Origin of the sequence: Pseudooceanicola nitratireducens, from assembly GCF_900109195.1 — a bacterium.
GTDB lineage: Bacteria > Pseudomonadota > Alphaproteobacteria > Rhodobacterales > Rhodobacteraceae > Pseudooceanicola > Pseudooceanicola nitratireducens.
In genome coordinates this window covers 934262-953794 of sequence record NZ_FNZG01000001.1, presented here as the reverse complement: position 1 = coordinate 953794, position 19533 = coordinate 934262, and the positions used below count along the sequence as shown (strand labels likewise).

At 62.4% G+C, this 19533-nt stretch carries 20 protein-coding genes; 13 read left to right on the top strand and 7 right to left on the bottom strand.

The features are described 5' to 3' along the window. The first annotated feature begins 126 nt into the window (after nt 1-126). The gene (locus BMX99_RS04455) at nt 127-1770 is read left to right on the top strand and encodes a CTP synthase (RefSeq protein ID WP_093447701.1); all 1644 of its coding nucleotides are present in this window, start codon (nt 127-129) and stop codon (nt 1768-1770) included. 142 nt (nt 1771-1912) lie between these two features. Here BMX99_RS04455 and BMX99_RS04450 read toward each other — a convergent pair whose 3' ends face one another. After that, a complete protein-coding gene (locus tag BMX99_RS04450; RefSeq protein WP_093447699.1) occupies nt 1913-2449 on the bottom strand; it encodes a hypothetical protein in 537 nt (178 codons plus the stop codon). 264 nt (nt 2450-2713) lie between these two features. On the opposite strand from BMX99_RS04450, the gene BMX99_RS04445 reads away from it, so the two are divergent. From BMX99_RS04445 to BMX99_RS04395, 11 genes are all read left to right on the top strand, one after another. After that, a complete protein-coding gene (locus BMX99_RS04445; protein ID WP_093447697.1) occupies nt 2714-3163 on the top strand; it encodes a tellurite resistance TerB family protein in 450 nt (149 codons plus the stop codon). A gap of 8 nt (nt 3164-3171) precedes the next feature. Continuing rightward, entirely contained in the window at nt 3172-3939 is a 768-nt protein-coding gene (locus tag BMX99_RS04440; protein WP_093447695.1) for a phosphate/phosphite/phosphonate ABC transporter substrate-binding protein, read from the top strand. A gap of 121 nt (nt 3940-4060) precedes the next feature. Continuing rightward, the gene (locus tag BMX99_RS04435) at nt 4061-4834 is read left to right on the top strand and encodes an ABC transporter ATP-binding protein (protein ID WP_093447693.1); all 774 of its coding nucleotides are present in this window, start codon (nt 4061-4063) and stop codon (nt 4832-4834) included. 179 nt (nt 4835-5013) lie between these two features. After that, nucleotides 5014-5748, top strand: a complete 735-nt coding sequence (locus BMX99_RS04430; RefSeq protein ID WP_093447691.1) for a transporter substrate-binding domain-containing protein — start codon at nt 5014-5016, stop codon at nt 5746-5748. A gap of 65 nt (nt 5749-5813) precedes the next feature. Beyond that, entirely contained in the window at nt 5814-6689 is an 876-nt protein-coding gene (locus tag BMX99_RS04425) for an ABC transporter permease (protein WP_093447689.1), read from the top strand. Beyond that, the gene (locus BMX99_RS04420; RefSeq protein WP_093447687.1) at nt 6686-7525 is read left to right on the top strand and encodes an ABC transporter permease; all 840 of its coding nucleotides are present in this window, start codon (nt 6686-6688) and stop codon (nt 7523-7525) included. The genes BMX99_RS04425 and BMX99_RS04420 overlap by 4 nt, the downstream gene beginning before the upstream one ends. A 3-nt stretch (nt 7526-7528) precedes the next feature. Then, nucleotides 7529-8845, top strand: coding sequence for a glutamine synthetase family protein (locus BMX99_RS04415; protein ID WP_093447685.1), 1317 nt, complete (start codon nt 7529-7531; stop codon nt 8843-8845). A gap of 165 nt (nt 8846-9010) precedes the next feature. Beyond that, nucleotides 9011-9706 carry a type 1 glutamine amidotransferase gene (locus BMX99_RS04410; protein WP_093447684.1) on the top strand — a complete coding sequence of 232 codons (696 nt, stop codon included), beginning with the start codon at nt 9011-9013 and terminating at the stop codon, nt 9704-9706. After that, nucleotides 9703-11064, top strand: a complete 1362-nt coding sequence (locus BMX99_RS04405) for a glutamine synthetase family protein (RefSeq protein WP_093447682.1) — start codon at nt 9703-9705, stop codon at nt 11062-11064. The genes BMX99_RS04410 and BMX99_RS04405 overlap by 4 nt, the downstream gene beginning before the upstream one ends. A gap of 46 nt (nt 11065-11110) precedes the next feature. Further along, the gene (locus BMX99_RS04400) at nt 11111-12415 is read left to right on the top strand and encodes an NAD(P)/FAD-dependent oxidoreductase (protein WP_093447680.1); all 1305 of its coding nucleotides are present in this window, start codon (nt 11111-11113) and stop codon (nt 12413-12415) included. 89 nt (nt 12416-12504) lie between these two features. Beyond that, nucleotides 12505-13719 carry a DegT/DnrJ/EryC1/StrS family aminotransferase gene (locus BMX99_RS04395; RefSeq protein WP_093447678.1) on the top strand — a complete coding sequence of 405 codons (1215 nt, stop codon included), beginning with the start codon at nt 12505-12507 and terminating at the stop codon, nt 13717-13719. 213 nt (nt 13720-13932) lie between these two features. Here BMX99_RS04395 and BMX99_RS04390 read toward each other — a convergent pair whose 3' ends face one another. Genes BMX99_RS04390 through BMX99_RS04365 form a run of 6 tightly spaced genes read right to left on the bottom strand, consistent with a single transcriptional unit; the run spans nt 13933 to nt 18919 of the window. Beyond that, entirely contained in the window at nt 13933-14760 is an 828-nt protein-coding gene (locus BMX99_RS04390; RefSeq protein ID WP_093447676.1) for a ferredoxin--NADP reductase, read from the bottom strand. A gap of 55 nt (nt 14761-14815) precedes the next feature. Continuing rightward, nucleotides 14816-15202: a DUF934 domain-containing protein gene (locus BMX99_RS04385; protein WP_093447673.1), complete on the bottom strand. Its 387-nt coding sequence runs from the start codon at nt 15200-15202 to the stop codon at nt 14816-14818. Further along, complete coding sequence (locus BMX99_RS04380; protein ID WP_093447671.1) at nt 15199-15942, bottom strand: phosphoadenylyl-sulfate reductase; 744 nt, start codon at nt 15940-15942, stop codon at nt 15199-15201. The genes BMX99_RS04385 and BMX99_RS04380 overlap by 4 nt, the downstream gene beginning before the upstream one ends. A gap of 7 nt (nt 15943-15949) precedes the next feature. Then, a complete protein-coding gene (locus tag BMX99_RS04375) occupies nt 15950-17623 on the bottom strand; it encodes a nitrite/sulfite reductase (RefSeq protein WP_093447669.1) in 1674 nt (557 codons plus the stop codon). Between the two features lies 1 nt (nt 17624). Next, the gene (locus tag BMX99_RS04370; RefSeq protein ID WP_093447667.1) at nt 17625-17924 is read right to left on the bottom strand and encodes a DUF2849 domain-containing protein; all 300 of its coding nucleotides are present in this window, start codon (nt 17922-17924) and stop codon (nt 17625-17627) included. Then, nucleotides 17924-18919, bottom strand: a complete 996-nt coding sequence (locus BMX99_RS04365; protein WP_093447665.1) for an NAD(P)-dependent oxidoreductase — start codon at nt 18917-18919, stop codon at nt 17924-17926. The genes BMX99_RS04370 and BMX99_RS04365 overlap by 1 nt, the downstream gene beginning before the upstream one ends. Before the next feature lie 143 nt (nt 18920-19062). Here BMX99_RS04365 and BMX99_RS04360 point away from each other — a divergent pair, with 143 nt between their 5' ends. Beyond that, the gene (locus BMX99_RS04360; protein ID WP_093447663.1) at nt 19063-19524 is read left to right on the top strand and encodes an Lrp/AsnC family transcriptional regulator; all 462 of its coding nucleotides are present in this window, start codon (nt 19063-19065) and stop codon (nt 19522-19524) included. Nucleotides 19525-19533: the final 9 nt, after the last annotated feature.

The following is a 19533-nucleotide window of genomic DNA, read 5'->3' as shown; positions in this document are numbered from 1 at the left end:
GCGGTGCGCATAGACAATCCGTCGCGAATCTGTTAGGGCTTAAACCCCGTGATGATGCGTTGCTTTGGCACGCAATCTGATCAGATTTGCGTTCATTCGCACCAGATTTCACGGGAGCTTTCGCACATGGCGAGGTACATTTTCATCACGGGCGGCGTTGTGTCGTCCCTTGGGAAAGGTCTGGCCTCGGCGGCGCTTGGCGCGCTGCTTCAGGCCCGTGGCTATTCCGTTCGCCTGCGCAAGCTGGATCCTTACCTGAACGTCGACCCCGGCACGATGTCGCCCTTCGAACATGGCGAAGTCTTCGTGACCGACGATGGTGCCGAAACCGACCTCGACCTGGGCCACTACGAACGCTTCACCGGCGTGGCGGCGCGGCAGACGGATTCGATTTCCTCGGGCCGGGTCTATTCCAACGTGCTGGAAAAGGAACGGCGGGGCGACTACCTGGGCAAGACCATTCAGGTGATCCCTCACGTCACCAATGAAATCAAGGACTTCATCAACATCGGGGATGAAGAGGTCGATTTCATGCTCTGCGAGATCGGCGGCACGGTCGGCGACATCGAAGGCCTGCCCTTCTTTGAAGCCATCCGCCAGTTCGCCCAGGACAAGCCGCGCGGGCAGTGCATCTTCATGCATCTGACGCTGCTGCCCTGGCTGGCGGCAAGTGGAGAGCTGAAGACCAAGCCGACCCAGCACTCGGTGAAGGAGCTGCGCTCGATCGGGCTGCAGCCGGACATCCTGGTCTGCCGCTCGGAACAGCCGATTCCCGACAAGGAACGCGAAAAGCTGGCGCTGTTCTGCAACGTCCGCCCCGAGTCGGTGATCGCCGCCTATGACCTGAAATCGATCTACGAGGCCCCGCTGGCCTATCACCGCGAGGGCCTGGACCAGGCGGTTCTGGATGCCTTCCAGATCGCCCCCGCCCCGCGTCCCGACCTGACCGTCTGGCAGGATGTGTCCGACCGCATCCACAACACCGACGGCTCGGTCAATATCGCGGTCGTGGGCAAGTACACCCAGCTGGAAGACGCCTACAAATCGATCAAAGAAGCGCTGATCCACGGCGGCATGGCCAACCGGATCAAGGTGAATGTCGAATGGGTCGATGCCGAGGTCTTTGACAAGGACGACGCCGCGCCGCATCTGGAGGGCTATCACGCGATCCTCGTGCCTGGCGGCTTTGGCGAACGCGGCACCGAGGGCAAGATCAAGGCGGCGGAATTCGCCCGCACGCGCAAGATCCCCTATCTCGGGATCTGCCTTGGCATGCAGATGGCGGTGATCGAAGCGGCGCGGAACCTGGCCGGCCTGTCCGACGCAGGGTCCGAGGAATTCGACCATGAAGCCGGTGAAAAGCGTTTCGAACCGGTGGTTTATCACCTCAAGGAATGGGTGCAGGGCAACCATCAGGTGAAGCGGTCCGTGGGTGACGACAAGGGCGGCACCATGCGCCTTGGGGCCTATACCGCGTCGCTGGCCGAAGGGTCCAAGGTCGCGCAGGTTTACGGCGATACCACGATCGAGGAACGCCATCGCCACCGCTACGAGGTCGACGTGGCCTATCGCGACAAGCTGGAAGAATGCGGTCTGCAATTCTCGGGGATGTCGCCAGACGGCCGCCTGCCCGAGATCGTCGAGGTCAAGGACCACCCCTGGTTCATCGGCGTGCAGTTCCACCCCGAGCTGAAGTCGAAGCCCTTCGATCCACATCCGCTGTTCAAGGATTTCGTGCGCGCCGCAAAAGAAGTCTCGCGCCTGGTCTAAGCCAGCACAGAACCAACACGACAAACAGGCCCTACGGGGCCTGTTTCTGTTTGCGGGGATCATCTGTCCCGCAGTGCCTTTCGGCGGGTCCGTGTCGGAAGGTCGGCTTCAGACGGTCGGGGGCAGCCCTGCCCCTGACCGATTATTGTGTGCGGTTCGCAACGAAAAGCGGCGTGAACAGACCCTGGATCAGGCCGGGGCGTGCCTTGGTCGGACGCAACCCGGGTTTGCCGCCCTGCAACATCGGCTCAAGGATCTTGGCGGAGAGGGTCCAGCGCAGCTGATGGCCGTTGCGTTGCGTGGCCGCTTGCTGATCCAGCCAGGCGCGCAGCATCGCCGGGTCGTCCATCGCGCGGGAAGCCATGGGAATGTAGAAACCGCAATTGATGCGCTGGCACAGAACATCCATGACAGAGCAATAGTTGCGCATATCGTCCGAGGTCTTGTCGGCCCGCTGTGCCGTCAGCTTCCTGGGATTGAAGTTGAAGAACAACGTCAGTGCCGTCGCCAGATCGATTTCCTGTCGCGCTGCAATCCAGCGTAGAACCGATACATCCGTCGTCAGCGGATCGATGCGGCGGACGAAACTACATAACATTTCGGGTTTGAGCTTCTTCAGAACCGTCACCTGACGGTCTGCGGGCATCGCGACCCAATCTTTGTGAACAATTGCCAGCATGCGCTCGACCTTCCCGTTCGGGGGTTATTGTGTTTTCGAAACGGCGGTATGCCGATAACTCACACAACCATCGGATTAAGGCGAAAATTTGTCCCGACAACCTTAAGGTGCATTTAATTTATATCCAGTATACAGCTATGCAATTAAACAGCTTAACCGAGAGCTATTAAATGCATTAAATTTGACTATCTCGCCACCTCACTTTCCGGGCATCAGGCCATCTTGCCCATTGGCGGGCGCGCTTGAATTTCTTATATCCCAGAAATGTTTGCCGATTTCCTAACGCGGCTCGTCCGCCCCGACCCCGCCCCGCTGACCGATCTGGACGCCCAGCTTGCGCTGACCGCCCTTCTGGTGCGTGTCGCCAAGAGCGATGGCGTGTATGACGTCGCGGAAAGCAACCAGATCCGGCGCATCATCGCCGCCCGTTACCAGTTGGATTCTGCCGAAACCGAGGCGCTGGCCACCCGTGCCGAGGCGCTGGAAGCCGAAGCGCCGGACACCGTGCGCTTTACCCGCGCGATCAAGGACAGCGTCGCTTATGACGACCGCCTGGGCGTGATCGAGGCGCTGTGGAAGGTCGTGCTGGCCGATGGCAGCCGCGACCCGGAAGAGGACGCGCTTCTGCGGCTGGCCGCCTCTCTGCTTGGGGTGACCGATCAGGACAGCAACGCCGCCCGGCTGCGGGTCGGCAAGGGCAGCCCCTGGGGATGAGCGCGGGAATGATCGCATCGCTTCCGATGTACGACCGGCCGGAAACGGCCGCTGCGCATGATGCCTTCTGGGCGCTGATCCGGGATCACGCGGCGCAGGAGGGGCTGGACCTGCCGCCGCTGACGCGAGGCGACGACCTTTGGGCACAGTGGGAGGATCCGCAGATGATCCTGTCGCTGACCTGCGGCCTGCCCTACCGGGCGCGACTGAAGGACAAGGTGCAGATCGTAGCGGTCCCGGACTATCGGCTGCCGGGTTGTCCGCCGGGGTACTATGCGTCCCACATCGTGGTGCGGGCGGATGACCAGGCGATCGGACCAGAGCACTGGCCGCACAAGCGCATGGCCTTTAACGAGTTGCGGTCCCAGTCCGGCTGGGCGGCTATGCTGAACCACGCCTTCGGGCTGGGCACCTTCTTTGCCTCGGCCAGGGAAACCGGATCGCATCGCGAAGCTTCACGCGCGGTGGCGGAAGGGCGGGCTGATATCGCCTGTATCGACGCACAGACCTGGCGCATGATCTCGGCCTATGACGGTTGGGCGGATGCCCTGAAGATCATCGACACTACCGAACCGACGCCGGGGCTGCCGCTGATCACCGCCGCGACCACTCCGCCCGAGACCGTGGCGCTGCTGCGCCGGGCCGTGGCTGCGGCCGTGCGCGATCTGACCGACAGCGACCGGGCGGTCCTGCATATCCACGACCTGGTCGATGTGCCCGCGCAGGCCTATCTGGACGTGCCCACCCCGGCCCCCGAAGACGCCACCGCGGCCTGAAATAGCAGCGTCAGGATACGCTTGCGTCGGGTCAGTGCGGCCAAATCAGCCAGAAAGGTTGCATTTTGCGCGTTTCTGCATCCTATTGGGCGATCATCCGGGGAAGCTTGCAGGGGGTCCAGTGCAGACCGAAGCCGTCATCGAAATTCGCGACCTACACAAAAGCTATGGCGCGCTGGAAGTGCTGAAGGGCGTGTCCCTGACGGCGCGGCAGGGCGAAGTGGTTTCGCTGATCGGGTCCTCCGGTTCGGGCAAGTCGACGCTGCTGCGCTGCGCCAACCTTCTGGAAGACAGCCAGCAGGGCGAGATCCTGTTCAAGGGCGAAGGCGTTCACTGGCGCGGTCAGGGCATGGCGCGCCGTCCGGGCGATCCGAAACAGGTGCTGCGCATCCGCACGAACCTGTCGATGGTGTTCCAGCAGTTCAACCTGTGGTCCCACATGACGATCCTGCAAAACGTGATGGAGGCCCCGCTGACCGTGCTGGGCCGCGACCGCAAAGAGGTCGAGGCGAAGGCCCGCGACTACCTGGCCAAGGTGGGCATCGGCGACAAGGCCGACGCCTGGCCCGCGCAGCTTTCGGGTGGCCAGCAGCAGCGCGCCGCCATCGCCCGCGCCCTGTGCATGGAGCCCGAGGCGCTTTTGTTCGATGAACCGACCAGCGCGCTGGACCCCGAGCTGGAACAGGAAGTGGTCAAGGTGATCAAGGACCTGGCCGCCGAGGGGCGCACCATGCTGATCGTGACCCACGACATGAAGATGGCCGCCGATGTCTCGGACCGGGTGGTTTTCCTTCACCAGGGCCTGATCGAAGAAGAAGGCACGCCCGACGCGGTTTTCGGTGCGCCAAAGTCCGAACGTCTGCGCGGTTTCCTCTCGGCCACCAGCGCCGCCTGAACCCGGCTTCGGCCCGCTGCTTAACGCGTCGTCAGAGGTGTTTTGCGCAATTTTCGGGCGAGTGCCTCTTGCCACGGCAGAAATTCATGCCAAGGCTACCATGTCATGGCCGGCCAAGACCGGCGACGAAACCGAAGGGCCCGCAACCACGGGCCCCGGCAACAATAGGGAAGACAAAGATGAAAAAACTGATGCTTTCGACCGCACTGGTCCTGACCGCTGGCATGGCCCTGGCGGAAAGCCATTCGATGACCGTGCGCCTGGGCACCGAGGGCGCCTATCCTCCGTTCAACTTCATCGACGACAACGGCGAAGTGGCCGGCTACGAACGCGTCGTGGGCGACGAGATCTGCAAACGCGCCAACCTGACCTGCGAATGGGTCACCAACGACTGGGATTCGATCATCCCCAACCTGGTGTCCGGCAACTACGACGTGATCATCGCCGGCATGTCCATCACGGACGAGCGGGACGAGGTCATCGACTTCACCCAGAACTACTTCCCGCCCGCCACCTCGTCCTACATCGCGATGAGCGATGACATCGACGTCAAGACCGCCGTGGTCGCCGCACAGACTGGCACGATCCAGGCCGGTCACGTGGCCGAATCCGGCGCGACCCTGGTGGAATTCGCAACGCCCGACGAAACCATCTCGGCGCTGCAGAACGGCGAAGCGGATGCGGTTTTCGCCGACACCGATTACCTGAAGCCCTTCGTGGACGAATCCAACGGTGACTTCATGTTCGTCAGCGACGCGGTGCAGCTGGGCGGCGGTATCGGCCTGGGCGTGCGCGAAAGCGACACCGAGCTGAAGGCCAAGCTGGACGAGGCCATCGCCTCGATGAAGGCTGACGGCACGCTGAACAAGTGGCTGGTCGAATACTTCGGCGAAGAAGCCCAGACCTACGAATAATCCAATAAGGAACGGGGCCGTCTGACGGCCCCGTTTCCATCCGACGGACCAAATTCCGGACCCGCATGTTCGACTTCTGCGCCGACCCGAAAAGCCTTGAAGGATTCCAGTGGCTTGCCTGTTACCTGACGACGGGCAAACATATGCTGTTCTATCAAAGCTTTGTTTTCGTCATCGTCCTTATGCTGATCACGGCCCCGATCGCGCTGGCCGTGGGATTTGCCGGGGCGCTCGCCTCTCGGTCGCATATCCCGCCCGTGCGCTGGCTGGGGGTGGGCTATACCTCGATCGTGCGCGGCGTGCCGGATATCGCCTTTTTCCTTTTCATGCCGCTTGCGCTGGACCAGGGCCTGGAATGGGTGCGCCACAAGGTGAAATGCCCCGACTGGACCGACGCGATCCGCCAGGGCAACGATTTCGTCGTCTGTGCCGAGGCCAAGCTGCCGCTGTCCTCGTCCCCGCAATGGGTGCATGAATATTACTCCATCGCGCTTGGGATCGCGGCTTTCGCCTTTGTCTTCGGGGCCTTCGCCGCCTTTGTCATGGCCGGTGCGATGAATGCCGTGCCCCGCGCCCAGATGGAAACCGCCGAGGCCTATGGCATGACGCGCCGCCAGGCGACCTGGCGGATTCTGGTGCCACAGATGTGGACGTATGCCCTGCCCGGCTTGTCGAACCTGTGGATGATCCTGATCAAGGCGACGCCCCTGCTGTTCCTTCTGGGGATCGAAGACGTCGTTTTCTGGGCGCGCGAACTGGGCGGTCGCAAGACCCAGGCCTTCGACTATCCGCACCCCGACTGGCGGCTGTGGTATTTCCTGGCGCTGCTGGTCTTCTACCTTCTATTGACCAAACTTAGCGAGATCGGCTTTGCCCGGCTATCGCGCCGCCTCGCCCGCGGGCAGGCCACCCTGGCCGGCATGGAAGGGGCCAAGGCATGAGCTGTCTTCAGACCATCGCGGATTATGGCCTGCGGTCCATCGGGATCGGCGAACGGCTTTTGCCCAAGGCCGACATCACGCTGTGCCAGCAATTCACCCTGATCGGCTCGGGCCTGATCTGGAACGTCTACTTCGCGCTCTGCGCGCTGATCCTGGGCTTTGGCCTGTCGATCAGCCTGGCCCTGGCGCGCAATTCTGCCTCGCCCTGGCTGCGCAAACCGGCAGATTGGTTCATCTTCGTCTTCCGGGGCTCGCCGCTTTTTATCCAGTTCTTCCTGTTCTACGAGGCCTTCACCCTGCTGCCCAAGAACGGGCTGGAGCTGAACCTGGGCTTCACCACCCTCACCGCCGAAACCCGCTGGCTGACCCGCGCGGGCGCCGGCGCGCTGATCGTGCTGTTCCTGAATACCTCGGCCTACGCCGGTGAGATCTTTCATGGTGCGCTGCGGTCCGTTCCCAAGGGCGATCTCGAGGCCGCGGATGCCTATGGCTTCTCGGGCTTCAAGAAGTTCCGCCGGATCACCTTTCCGACGATGCTGCGCCTGGGCTGGCCCGCCTACACGAACGAGGCGATCTTTCTGACCCATGCCACGACGCTGGTCTATTTCTCGTCCTTCCCGGCCTGGCAACAGAAAGGCGATGCGCTGTATTACGCGAATTATTTCGCCGACAAGACCTTCAACCCGTTCATTTCCTACCCGATCCTGGCGTTCTATTTCATCCTGCTTTCGCTTGCGATCATCTTCCTCTACGGGCGGGTCTACCGCCACCTCAACCGGCACCTGCCGCAAGCCCGCAAACCGCGCCTGCGCCCGCGCCCCCAATTGATGCGCTGACAGATGAGCCTAGGCCACATCCGAACCTTCCGCGTCGCAGCAGCTGACCTGAACGGTCAGATGCGCGGCAAACGCCTGCCCCGCTCGGCTTTCGACAAGCTGGACCAGGGCAACACCCGCCTGCCCCTGTCGGTGCTGAACGTCGACATCTGGGGGGCCGACATCAAGGACAGCCCACTGGTCTTCGAGACCGGCGATGCGGATGGCGTGATGATGCCCACGGAACGCGGCCCCGTGCCGATGCCCTGGCTGGAAACGCCCTCGGCCCTCGTCCCGATGGAGATGTTCTCGGATCAGGGGATCCCCTTTGCCGGCGACCCGCGCCATGCGCTGCGCGACGTGCTGAAACGCTACGACGACAACGGCTGGACCGTGCGCGCCGGGATCGAGATGGAATTCTACCTGGTCGACGACAGCGGCCCGGACCTTGCGCCGCCGGAAAACCCGCAGTCCGGCCGCCCGCTGCAGGGTCATGCGATCCTGTCGCTGCGTCAGCTCGACGCCTTCGACGATTTCATCTCGGACGTCTACGAGGCCTGCGAGGATATGGACATCCCCGCACAGTCGACGATCTCCGAGGCCGGGCTGGGCCAGTTCGAAATCGACCTCGACCACCGCGAGGCCCTGCGCGCCGCCGATGACGCCTGGCTGTTCAAGGCCCTGATCAAGGGCATGGCGCGCAAGCACGGCATGGCCGGCACCTTCATGTCGAAACCCCTGCCCGATGAAGCCGGCTCCGGCATGCATGTGCATTTCTCGGTCACCGACCGCGAAGGGCGCAACATCTTCGGCAACGGCGGCCCCGCCGGCACGCCGCTGCTGCACCACGCCGTTGCCGGCTGCCTCGAGGCGATGCCCGCGTCGACCCTGGTCTTTGCGCCGCACGGGCCCTCCTACGACCGTTTCGTGCCCGGGGCCCATGCCCCCACGGGGGCCTGCTGGGCCTATGAAAACCGCACCGCCGCGCTGCGCATCCCCGGCGGCGCGCCCGCCGCCCGCCGGATCGAACACCGCGTCGCCGGGGGGGACAACAACCCCTACCTCGTGCTCGCCGCGATCCTCGGGGCCGCGCTGATCGGGATGGAAGACGGGCTCGTCGCGCCGCCGCCCATCACCGGCAACGCCTATGACATGGACCTCCCACAGCTGAAATCCGACTGGCTGTCGGCCATCGAAGCCTTCGAGACCGACCCGCTGATCGCGCGCATCTTCTCGCCCGCGCTGATCCGCAACCTGACCCTGACCAAGCGCCAGGAGATGGAGCGCCTGGCGGAAATACCGCCCAAATCGCATTGGAAGACCTACCTCGAAGCGGTCTGATCTCTTTGGTTTTGTTAAATATCCCCGCCGGAGGCCTCGCACTGCGGTCCCTTGGGACCGCAGTCGCATAAAAGGAATGCGCCCCCGGCGCACAATCGGATTACCCCCCCTTGTCGCCCGCCGCGCGCTCCTCTACCGTCGCGGTATTCCAAACCTCGGTGACTCATGCTGATCGGCATCCTGCAATGCGGCCATTTCCCTGACGAGCTTCAGGGAGAGGTCGGTGATTATGGCGACATTTACCAAAGATTCCTCGCGGATCAGGGCTTTGACTTCGCGGTCTACCCGGTCTGCGATGGCACTTTCCCCGACGGGCCAACTGCCTGTGACGGCTGGTTGATTTCCGGCTCCAAGCATGGGGCCTATGAAGATCTGCCCTGGATCCCCCGGCTCGAGGCGCTGATCCGCGACATCCGCGACAGCCAGCGCCCGCTGGTCGGGATCTGCTTTGGCCACCAGATCATTGCCCAGGCCCTGGGCGGTCACGTGGCCAAGTTCGACGGCGGCTGGGCCATCGGCCGGACGGCCTATCACATGGTGACCGATGCGCCCTTCGACGGGGATCTCTGGCTAAATGCCTGGCATCAGGACCAGATCCTGAGGCTGCCCGAAGGCGCGCGGCTGCTTGCCTCGTCTGATACCTGCCGCAATGCGGTGGTGGCCTATGGCGACCAGATCCTGACCATGCAGCCCCACCCCGAATTCAACGCGCCCGAGCTCTCCGGTCTCTTGCAGATCAAGGGCGTCGAGGTGCTGAGCAAGGCCGAGATGGCCAAGGCCCAGGCCGACCTGGCCCGGCCCGTCGACAATGCGCGACTGGCCCGGCATGTTGCCGATTTCTTCCAGAAGGTGCCCACATGAGCGACGATTGGACCACCCAGATCCCCGAAGCGGCCCAGGCCTATCTGCAGGACCGTCGACTGGACGAGGTCGAATGCATCATCTCGGACCTGCCCGGCATCGCCCGCGGCAAGGCCGTGCCTGCGTCGAAATTTGCCCGCCAACAGTATTTCCACCTGCCCAACTCGATCTTCTTCCAGACCATCACCGGCGACTGGGGCGAGGCTGCGGGCGACGAGGGCTTCATCGAGCCGGACATGATCCTGCGGCCGGATTATTCCACCGCCACCGCCGCGCCCTGGACCGGCGACTGGACCTTGCAGGTGATCCACGACGCCTATGACCGCAAGGGCAACCCGATCCCCTTCTCCCCCCGTAACGTTTTAAAACGGGTGGTGAAACTCTACGAAGACCAGGGTTGGAAACCGGTTGTCGCCCCCGAGATGGAGTTCTACCTGGTCGCGCGCAACCTTGATCCGGCCAAGCCGATCCAGCCGATGATGGGCCGCTCCGGTCGCCCCGCCGCCGCGCGTCAGGCCTATTCCATGACGGCTGTCGACGAATTCGGCCCGGTGATCGACGACATCTATGATTTCGCCGAGGCCCAGGGGTTCGAGATCGACGGTATCACCCAGGAAGGCGGGGCCGGACAGCTGGAAATCAACCTGCGCCACGGCAACCCGGTCAAACTGGCGGACGAGGTCTTTTATTTCAAACGCCTGATCCGCGAAGCCGCCCTGCGCCACGAATGTTTCGCTACCTTCATGGCGAAACCGATCGGGGACGAACCCGGCAGCGCCATGCATATCCACCACTCGATCCTCGACATCGAAACGGGGAAGAACATCTTCACCGGTCCCCAGGGGGGCGAAACGGACGCTTTCTACAGCTTCATCGGCGGGTTGCAGCATCATCTACCGCAGGTGATCCCGCTGCTTGCGCCTTACGTGAACTCCTATCGCCGCTACGTGAAGGACCACGCCGCGCCGATCAACCTGGAATGGGGCCGCGACAACCGCACCACCGGGATCCGGGTTCCGATTTCCGATCCGTCTTCGCGCCGGGTGGAAAACCGCGTCGCCGGCATGGACTGTAACCCCTATCTGGGCATCGCCGCGTCGCTCGCCGCCGGCTACCTGGGGCTGATGGGCGAAGAACGCGCTGCCAAACAATTCCGGGGTGACGCCTACGAGGGCGACGGCGACTTCCCCCGCACCCTGGGCGAGGCGCTGGATACTATGGACGAGGCCACCGGCATCGCCGAAATCCTGGGCGAGGAATTCTGCCGCGTCTATTCCATCGTAAAACGCACGGAGTACGAGGAATTTCTTGGCGTTATCAGCCCTTGGGAACGCGAACACCTGTTGCTGAACGTCTGATGCCCGGCGGGCTTCTTTCCCGTATCTCGCGCAGCGGAGGACCGGCGTGAACCTGTTGCATTCCAACGACCGCCCCGGCGAATACCCGGCAAGCTACTATGCCGCGACGGCCGAAGCCCCGGGGCCCTTCCCCGTGCTCAAGGGGGAACAGCGCGCCGACGTCTGTGTCATCGGCGGCGGTTACACCGGCCTTTCCGCGGCCCTGCACGCGGCCGAGGCCGGCCTGTCCGTTATCCTGGTCGAGGCACAGCGCGTCGGATTCGGGGCCTCTGGCCGCAACGGCGGACAGCTTGGCTCGGGCCAGCGTCAGGACCAGCAGACGCTTGAGAAGATGCTTGGCCTGGATGATGCCCGGACGATGTGGGGCCTTGGTGAAGAGGCCAAGGCGCTGGTCAAGGCGCTGATCACCAGGCACGGGATCGATGCCGAGTTGAAGCCGGGCGTCGCCTGGACCGGTTCGCGCGCGGGCGAGGTGCATGATCTGCATGATTACGCGGCCCATCTGAATGCCCGCTATGATTATCCGCATATCCAGATCCTTGATCCTGATCAGTTTTCTCGCGCCATCCCCTCCCCAGCCTATAAGGGTGGCATCGTGGATTGGGACGCAGGTCATCTGCACCCGCTGAAATTCGCCTTCGGCCTTGCCCGCGCGGCGAAGTCAGCCGGCGCGCAGATCTTCGAACGCTCCGAAGTGCATCGGCTTGACCCCGGCAGCCCGAACATCGTGCGCACCGGTTCCGGACAGGTCCACGCCGACCACGTGATCCTGGCTTGCAACGGCTACCTCGGCACGCTCGACCGAAAGGTCGCGGCGCGGGTCATGCCGATCAATAATTTCGTTGTCGCGACGGAACCCTTGGGCGATGACGCCGCCCGGGTCCTGGGCGAAGACATCGCCGTCGCTGACAGCAAGTTCGTGGTCAATTACTACCGGCTGTCTGCTGACAAACGGTTAATTTTTGGCGGCGGCGAGAGTTATGGTTACCGCTTTCCTGCCGACATCGCGGCCAAGGTGCGCAAACCGATGACCGAGATCTATCCCCATCTGCGCGATGTCCGCATCGACTATGCCTGGGGCGGGACCCTGGCCATCACCATGAAAAGACTACCCTTTTTTACCTGTATCGGGCGCACGATCCTGTCGGCCTCGGGCTATTCCGGCCATGGGGTCGGCACGGCAACCCACGCGGGCTGGCTGATGGCCAATGCAATCCAGGGCCAGGCCGCCGGCTTCGACGCCATGTCCAACCTGCCCGCCCCGTCATTCCCCGGCGGCTCCTCGATGCGGCAACCATTGTTGCGCGCAGCCATGACGTGGTTTGCCCTGCGGGATCGGCTGGGCGTCTAGCGCAAGATGGCTGTCGTATAGATTTCATTTGGCTGTCATGCGCGCATCGTTTAGGTTTTCCGAAAGAACACTTAAGGAAAGCCGAAAAGATGACTCTCCCGCCGAATGTCTATGACGCAGAGCCCATCCCCGAAGCCGCCCGCGAGGAGATCGAGCGCCTGCTGCAATCCGGCGATCTGTTCCGCTATACCGCGCCCGAAAACGCCCCTGTGACTCTGCTGGAAACGGAATTCGCCGGCATGATGGGCACGCGGTATGCTCTTGCGGTAAGCTCTTGTTCTGCCGCGCTTTTCCTGTCTCTCAAAGCCCTGGACCTGCCCCGTGGTGCCAAGGTGATGATCCCGGCGTTTACCTTCGCCGCCGTGCCGTCGTCGATCGTCCATGCGGATTGCGAGGTCGTGCTTTGCGAATGCGCAGACAACTACCGCATTGATCTGGATGACTTTTACGCCAAACTGCCCGGCGTCGACGCGGTCATCATCTCGCACATGCGCGGGCATACCTCGGACATGGATGCGATCATGCTCGCCTGCGATGCGGCCGGTGTGCCGGTTGTTGAGGACGCGGCGCATTCGCTTGGAACCCTTTGGAATGGCCGGAAAATCGGTACGATAGGCCGTATCGGCTGTTTCTCGTTCCAGTCCTACAAGATGATCAACTCGGGCGAGGGCGGAATCCTTGTCACCGACGACGCCGATCTGGTGGCCCGCGCGATCATCATGTCCGGCGCCTACGAACACATGTGGAAAAAGCACAAGTCGCGCCACGGCGAGAATTCCCGCGATCTGATCGACGCGCTGGAACGCTGGCAGAACAAGCTGCCGCTGTACAATCTTCGCCTGTCGAACATGAGCGCAACCATCGCCCGCGCCCAGCTGCCCGAGCTGGATCGCAGGGTCCGAGACGGTCGGCGCAATCACGACCATGTTGCTGGTATTATTGCGCAATCTCCTTGGATCACGGTGCCCGACAAACTTCCGCAAGAGGATCGCGCACCGGATTCGCTGCAATTCAATCTGCTTGGCTTGAGCGACGAAGAGACCAAGGCCTTTCAGGACGCGGCTGCAGCGCGCGGCGTGAAAGTACAGGTCTTCGGCATGTCCACCGACAATGCGCGCGCCTTCTGGAACTGGCAATTCCTGGGCGATTTGCCCGAGCTTCCCAAGACACGCGCCATGCTGATGCGTGCCTGCGATACCCGCCTGCCCGCCCGCCTTACGCCCGAGCAATGCAGCCTGGTGGCCGAGGCCCTGGTCGCCGCGGCCGAGGATGTCATGGGACGGGTTCAGGCCTACGGCACCTGAACGGTTGATGAATAAACAAAGGGCGGTCCTGCCGGGCCGCCCTTTGACGTTTCGAAATCGTCAATTCGCCTGATCTTTCACTGGAAGGCAGGTAAGATTTTGGCAAGAAAGACTGCCAAATCCTTTGCGCCGGTGCGGCTTCAAAACCATTTCGGCTGACATCCCATTGAAAAAGGGCCCCGAAGGGCCCTTGTCCGCAGGATCGCGAAACCGTTAGTCGACAAAGGCTTTTTCGACCACGTATTCCTTTGGATCGGAATTGGCGCCTTCGCGAAGGCCGAATTCCTCAAGGATTTCCTTGATTTCCAAGTTGAAGGCCAAGTTGCCGCACACCATTGCACGGTCGTTGTCCTGGTTGATCGGGTCGATGCCTAGATCCTTGAACACCTCGCCCGAGCGCATCAGGTCAGTGATCCGCCCCATCTTCGGGCTCTCTTCCCGGGTGGTGGTCGGATAGTAGCGCAGCTTCGCCAGGTTTTCGGCCCCGATCAGTTCGACCAGCATTTCATCCTTGCGGATAGAATCAATCAATTCAGCACCATAGGTCAGTTCACCCACTTCACGGCAGGTGTGGGTGATGATGACCTCATCATAGTCCTCGTAGGTCTGCGGATCACGCAGCAGCGAGGCGAAAGGCGCAAAACCGGTGCCGGTGGCGAAGAACCAAATCCGTTTACCGGGCAGAAGCGCGTCATGCACCAGGGTGCCGACAGGCTTGGGCCGGATGATCAATTCATCGCCAACTTCAAGGTGTTGCAGGCGGGACGTAAGAGGACCGTCCTGAACCTTGATCGAGTAGAACTCGAGCTCTTCATCCCAGGACGGCGAGGCGATGGAATAGGCTCGCAGCAGCGGGCGGCCGTTGTCGCCCATCAGGCCGATCATCACGAATTCGCCGGAACGGAACCGCAGCGACGCAGGGCGGGTCACACGGAAGGAAAAAAGCCTGTCCGTCCAGTGTTTTACATAGGTGATCTTCTGGGCATCCGGCAGAGTCGGAGCTTTGGGTTTTGCAAGTTCGGTCACTGTCGCCTCGGTCATGTTGTACTGGGCCTTTGGGCCCCCTCTACCGTTTCTGTCAGGAAATAGAAAGCTCTCAGCCCGCGCGCAGCCGCGACTGATAGTCATGGGCGGTCCAATCTGCACGAAATTTCCACTGTTCCGCCGGTTGGCGGGCAGCCAGATCATCCGAGATTTCGACCTCATCAAAGCCAGAGCGACGCGCCATGGCATATTGATCCGAGATCACATGCCCCTTCGCCCGCAGCTTTCCAGTGTAGCCGCGCTGCCGCAAAGCACGCGCGATGGTGAACCCGCGACCGTCGGAAAACGCAGGGAAATCAACGCGAACCAGGGTGATCCCTTCCGGTGCATCCAGGGATGGCACATCGGTGTCCGAGCCGAGGTCGAGGATCTGATCCTCGGCCAGGTCGGCGGCCCAATCGTTGGTTTCAAAACCGTTATCAGTGACTAGGACGCTCATGCTGCGCCTCCTCTGACCATTTTTCCGTTAACGAAGTGGATACCACATTCGATCTTGTCTTCACCGCGCCAGCGACCGGCGCGGGGGTCTTCGCCCGGCTTCACGGGCGACGTGCAGGGCGCGCAGCCGATCGAAGGATACCCGCGGGCCACAAGCGGATGCTTCGGCAGGCGGTTTTCTTCCATGTAGTTGCGCACATCCTCAGGCGTCCAATGCGCCAGGGGGTTCACCTTGATCCGGTGCGGGCCATCGGCCTCGAAGAACTCCAGCGTCGATCGGGTCGAGCTTTGGAACCGCTTGCGCCCGGTGATCCAGCCGTCGAACTGGTCCAGCGCGCGCTGCAGGGGGCGCGTCTTGCGCAGGTCGCAGCAGGCATCGGTGTTGAACTGATGAAGGTTGTCCTCGGGGTCTTCCTTCTGCAAATCCAACGGGTTGACCTTGATGATGCGCAGGTCCTTTAGGTGCAGACGTTCGGCCAGTTCAGCCTGGTAATCCATGGTTTCCTGGAACAGCATTTGCGTGTCGATGAATAGCACCGGTGTCGAGGAATCGACCATCGCTACAAGGTGCAGAAGCGCGACGCTTTCCGCCCCGAAGGACGAGACAAGCGCGATCTTCCCGGCCTCGGGGTCGCGCAACGCGCCCTCGAGAACAGAGGTCGCGCTGTGATGGCGATAGCGATCGTTCAGCACGCGCACGCGTTCTTCCTGTTCAGGAAGCGCGGGCGCGCCGAAATCCATAGCTGCTTCAGGCGGCACGGCTTTTCCCCTTGTCCTCTGGGTAGAGCGCGGCCTTGAACGGGTCCGCTCCGACCCGGCGATAGGCCATCAGGAAGGTTTCCTCGGGGCTTTCGCGCAGGTCGAGATAGGCCAGCACGATGCGTTCGATCGCGTCGGTGATCTCGTCATAGGCAAAGCCAGGCCCGGTGCGCGACCCGATTTCGGCCGTTTCCGTTCCATCACCACCAAGCGTGATCTGGTAGTTCTCAACACCCGCGCGGTCGAGGCCGAGGATGCCGATGTGCCCCACGTGGTGATGGCCGCAGGCATTGATGCAGCCCGAGATCTTCAGCTTGAGCGGACCGATGTCGTGCTCAAGCTTAAGGTCATCGAAACGCTGCGCAATTTCCTGCGCAACGGGGATCGAACGGGCGGTCGCAAGGGCGCAATAGTCCATGCCCGGGCAGGCGATGATGTCCGAGATCAGGCCGACATTGGCGGTGGCCAGCCCGGCCTCGCGCAGCGCGGCGTAAACGGCCGGAAGGTCGGATTTGTGAACGTGCGGCAAGATCGCGTTCTGTTCGTGGCTGATCCGCAGCTCATCATGGCTGTATTTCTCGCCCAGATCGGCCAGAACACGCATCTGTTCAGCGGTGGCGTCACCCGGCGTATCCCCATGTTTCTTCAGGGAAACCGTAACGATCGCATAGCCGTTTGCCTTATGCTCGGCCAGGTTGGTGTCGGACCAGGCACGGAAGGCGGGATTGGCATCGCGGGCGGCGTCGTAGGCGTCGGTCGGTGCGTTGCGGAAGGCCGGCGCGGCGAAGTGATCCTCGATCTCGCGCAGCATCTGCTGGTCGACCCCCGAGAACAGCGGCTTGATCTCGGCAAAGCGCGCCTCGACCCGGTCGCGATAGGTGTCGAGCCCGTTTTCGTGCACGGTGATCTTAATGCGCGCCTTGTACTTGTTGTCGCGGCGACCCAAGACGTTGTAAACGCTGACGATTGCTTCGAGGTAGGGCAGCAGGTCCTCGGGCGGAAGGAAGTCGCGGATGACCTTGCCGATCATCGGGGTCCGGCCCAGGCCGCCGCCGACAAGGATCTCGTAACCCGGCTCTCCGGCAGCGTTGCGCACCATGCGCACGCCGATGTCGTGGGCGCGGGTCACGGCGCGGTCATTGGGCGACCCGGTCACGGCGAATTTGAATTTCCGCGGCAGGAACTGGAATTCCGGGTGGTCGGTGGACCACTGGCGGATCAGCTCGGCCACGGGGCGCGGGTCGGCGATTTCATCGGCTGCGGCACCGGCGAAATGGTCGGCGGTCACGTTGCGGATGGTGTTGCCCGAGGTCTGGATGGCGTGCAGCTGCACCTCGCCCAGAGCGTCAAGGATATCCGGAACATCGGGCAATTTCGGCCAGTTGTACTGAATATTTTGCCTTGTGGTGAAATGGCCGTAACCTTTGTCGAACTTTTCGGCGATCAGCGCCAGCTGGCGCATCTGGCCAGAATTCAGGGTTCCGTAAGGGATGGCGACCCGCAGCATGTAGGCATGCAGCTGCAGGTAAAGGCCGTTCATCAGGCGCAGCGGACGGAATTCCTCTTCGGTCAGCGACCCGTCGATGCGGCGTTCAACCTGCTGACGGAACTGTGCGTTACGCTCGGCCAGGAAAGCGGTGTCGAAATCGTTGTAACGGTACATCTCAGACCTCCGCCTGTTTGCCGTGGTGGTAGTTCGAAGGACCGGTGCGCCGGAAGCCTTCACGGAAATGAGTGGGTTCGGGACCGTTGTCACCCGCGACCATGTCCACCAGATAGGCCCCGACGATCTCGGCCTGGCGACGCTCGGCCGAGAGCAGGCGTTCGGCCGCGACGGCCTCGTCTGTCAGCAGTTCGGCCTCGCTCAGCTGGCGGGTCCAGCGGTCATCTGCGGTGAGGTAGACGACATCGCCTTCCAGCAGCGCGTTCGCGGTGACGACTTTGGGTGTAAAGGCGCGTGGCATCAGGCTTGCCCCCGTTTCTTGAGTTCGATTTCGGCGGGAATGCCGGGAATTTCAGTGACCTGCAAACCGATGGCCTGCAGGCTTGCGATCAACGCCACCGGGATCGGGCAGGTCGAAAGGTAAAGGACGTGCCGTCCCCCTTCCGCCCGGCGCGCCAGAAGCTGGGGCAGCGGCGGAACGGTTTCAGGCCCATGAAGCGGCAGGAAATCCGCCTCTCTCCGGGCGAGCTCCAGGATTTGGGGCGCGATGTCGGCGTCATGCACGACAACGTCCGCCTGATCCAGGGCACGACGGGTCTTCATGACCAGAAGGTCCGGATCGTCGGATCCGCTCCAGGCCAGGGTCACGCGGTCGGTGGTCGCAGTATTATTAAGGTGTTGCGTCAGAAGCTCGGTCAGGGCCTTTTCCAGATCATTTCCGGTGGCATGGGCGGCGGGGCCAGTGCGGTCGAACCAGTCGGACCAGAAGGCGCGGCGCGGTTCGCCATGCGCCAGAACTTCTGCACGAGTGCGAAAGGCTGCAGCGGCGCGCGCCAGCACACCGGTAACGACGGGAAGGGATTCTTCCAACTCTGCCTTGATCTTACGGGCAAGAACAGGGGCGGTTCCCTCGGTCCCGATCGCGATGGTGACCGGGGCACGGTCGATCATGGCCGGCGTGATGAAGGCCGAAGCCGCGAGGTTGTCGACCACGTTAACCAACACGCCGGCGGCGCGGGCAAAGGCCTCGGTCCGGGCATCCAGCGCGTCGTCTTCGTCGGCGGCATAGACCAAGGTCGCGCCGTTAAGGTCACCGGGCTGCAGGTCGCGTGCGATCAGGTGCAGACGCCCCTGACGGTGCCAGGTCCGAATTTCCTCGGCCGGGGTGCGGCTGAAAACCTCGATCCGGGCGGGCGTCTTGAGCAGCAGCCGCAGCTTCGCCAGCGCAGCATCGCCGCCGCCGGACAGCAGAACACGGGCGTCCTGCATCGCTACGAAGATCGGAAAGTGCTGCATCGTGATCGAATCCGGGTGTCATTGACTGCACTCAAAATAGGAAATATTCCCACCCTGACACCAGTAGCGCGCCCAAATAAGAACAGCGTTCCCGACACCCAAGGGCCATGGGCCGGAATCCTAGCAAAGCGGGGAAAACAGGAATGGCAGACCGATTGGACGAGTTGGACCGGAAAATCCTCTTGCAGCTGCAGCAGGACACCAGCCCCTCGATCGAGGATATCGCCCGTTCCGTCGGGTCTTCGAAGACCCCTGTGTGGAACCGGATCCGCAAGATGAGGGAACGCGGGATCATCAAGCGCGAGGTCGCTGTTCTGGATGCCGACGCACTTGGGTTCGAGGCCTGTTTCTTCGTCCTGATCCGCACGTCCGAACATGATGCGGCTTGGCAGAACGCATTTCTCAAGGCGCTGCGCGAACGTCCCGAGGTACAAGAGGCGCACCGTTTGGCCGGCGACATCGACTATATCCTCAAGGTACGGGTCGCCAACGCGCGGGCTTATGACGTCTTTTACCAGGCGCTGATTTCCGAGGTTAAGATCCACAATGTGACGGCGCTGCTTTCCATGGAGGAAATCAAGTCGACCAGCGCCCTGCCCCTTTGAAATCAGCCC

What these genes read in the sequence shown, in the direction of transcription:
- BMX99_RS04410 (WP_093447684.1), top strand. Translation starts at nt 9,011, where the DNA reads ATGCTGATCGGCATCCTGCAATGCGGCCATTTCCCTGACGAGCTTCAG.
- BMX99_RS04425 (WP_093447689.1), top strand. Translation starts at nt 5,814, where the DNA reads ATGTTCGACTTCTGCGCCGACCCGAAAAGCCTTGAAGGATTCCAGTGG.
- BMX99_RS04370 (WP_093447667.1), bottom strand. Translation starts at nt 17,924, where the DNA reads ATGCCACGCGCCTTTACACCCAAAGTCGTCACCGCGAACGCGCTGCTG.
- BMX99_RS04385 (WP_093447673.1), bottom strand. Translation starts at nt 15,202, where the DNA reads ATGAGCGTCCTAGTCACTGATAACGGTTTTGAAACCAACGATTGGGCC.
- BMX99_RS04455 (WP_093447701.1), top strand. Translation starts at nt 127, where the DNA reads ATGGCGAGGTACATTTTCATCACGGGCGGCGTTGTGTCGTCCCTTGGG.
- BMX99_RS04415 (WP_093447685.1), top strand. Translation starts at nt 7,529, where the DNA reads ATGAGCCTAGGCCACATCCGAACCTTCCGCGTCGCAGCAGCTGACCTG.
- BMX99_RS04420 (WP_093447687.1), top strand. Translation starts at nt 6,686, where the DNA reads ATGAGCTGTCTTCAGACCATCGCGGATTATGGCCTGCGGTCCATCGGG.
- BMX99_RS04390 (WP_093447676.1), bottom strand. Translation starts at nt 14,760, where the DNA reads ATGACCGAGGCGACAGTGACCGAACTTGCAAAACCCAAAGCTCCGACT.
- BMX99_RS04445 (WP_093447697.1), top strand. Translation starts at nt 2,714, where the DNA reads ATGTTTGCCGATTTCCTAACGCGGCTCGTCCGCCCCGACCCCGCCCCG.
- BMX99_RS04395 (WP_093447678.1), top strand. Translation starts at nt 12,505, where the DNA reads ATGACTCTCCCGCCGAATGTCTATGACGCAGAGCCCATCCCCGAAGCC.
- BMX99_RS04440 (WP_093447695.1), top strand. Translation starts at nt 3,172, where the DNA reads ATGATCGCATCGCTTCCGATGTACGACCGGCCGGAAACGGCCGCTGCG.
- BMX99_RS04360 (WP_093447663.1), top strand. Translation starts at nt 19,063, where the DNA reads ATGGCAGACCGATTGGACGAGTTGGACCGGAAAATCCTCTTGCAGCTG.
- BMX99_RS04365 (WP_093447665.1), bottom strand. Translation starts at nt 18,919, where the DNA reads ATGCAGCACTTTCCGATCTTCGTAGCGATGCAGGACGCCCGTGTTCTG.
- BMX99_RS04405 (WP_093447682.1), top strand. Translation starts at nt 9,703, where the DNA reads ATGAGCGACGATTGGACCACCCAGATCCCCGAAGCGGCCCAGGCCTAT.
- BMX99_RS04430 (WP_093447691.1), top strand. Translation starts at nt 5,014, where the DNA reads ATGAAAAAACTGATGCTTTCGACCGCACTGGTCCTGACCGCTGGCATG.
- BMX99_RS04375 (WP_093447669.1), bottom strand. Translation starts at nt 17,623, where the DNA reads ATGTACCGTTACAACGATTTCGACACCGCTTTCCTGGCCGAGCGTAAC.
- BMX99_RS04380 (WP_093447671.1), bottom strand. Translation starts at nt 15,942, where the DNA reads ATGGATTTCGGCGCGCCCGCGCTTCCTGAACAGGAAGAACGCGTGCGC.
- BMX99_RS04450 (WP_093447699.1), bottom strand. Translation starts at nt 2,449, where the DNA reads ATGCTGGCAATTGTTCACAAAGATTGGGTCGCGATGCCCGCAGACCGT.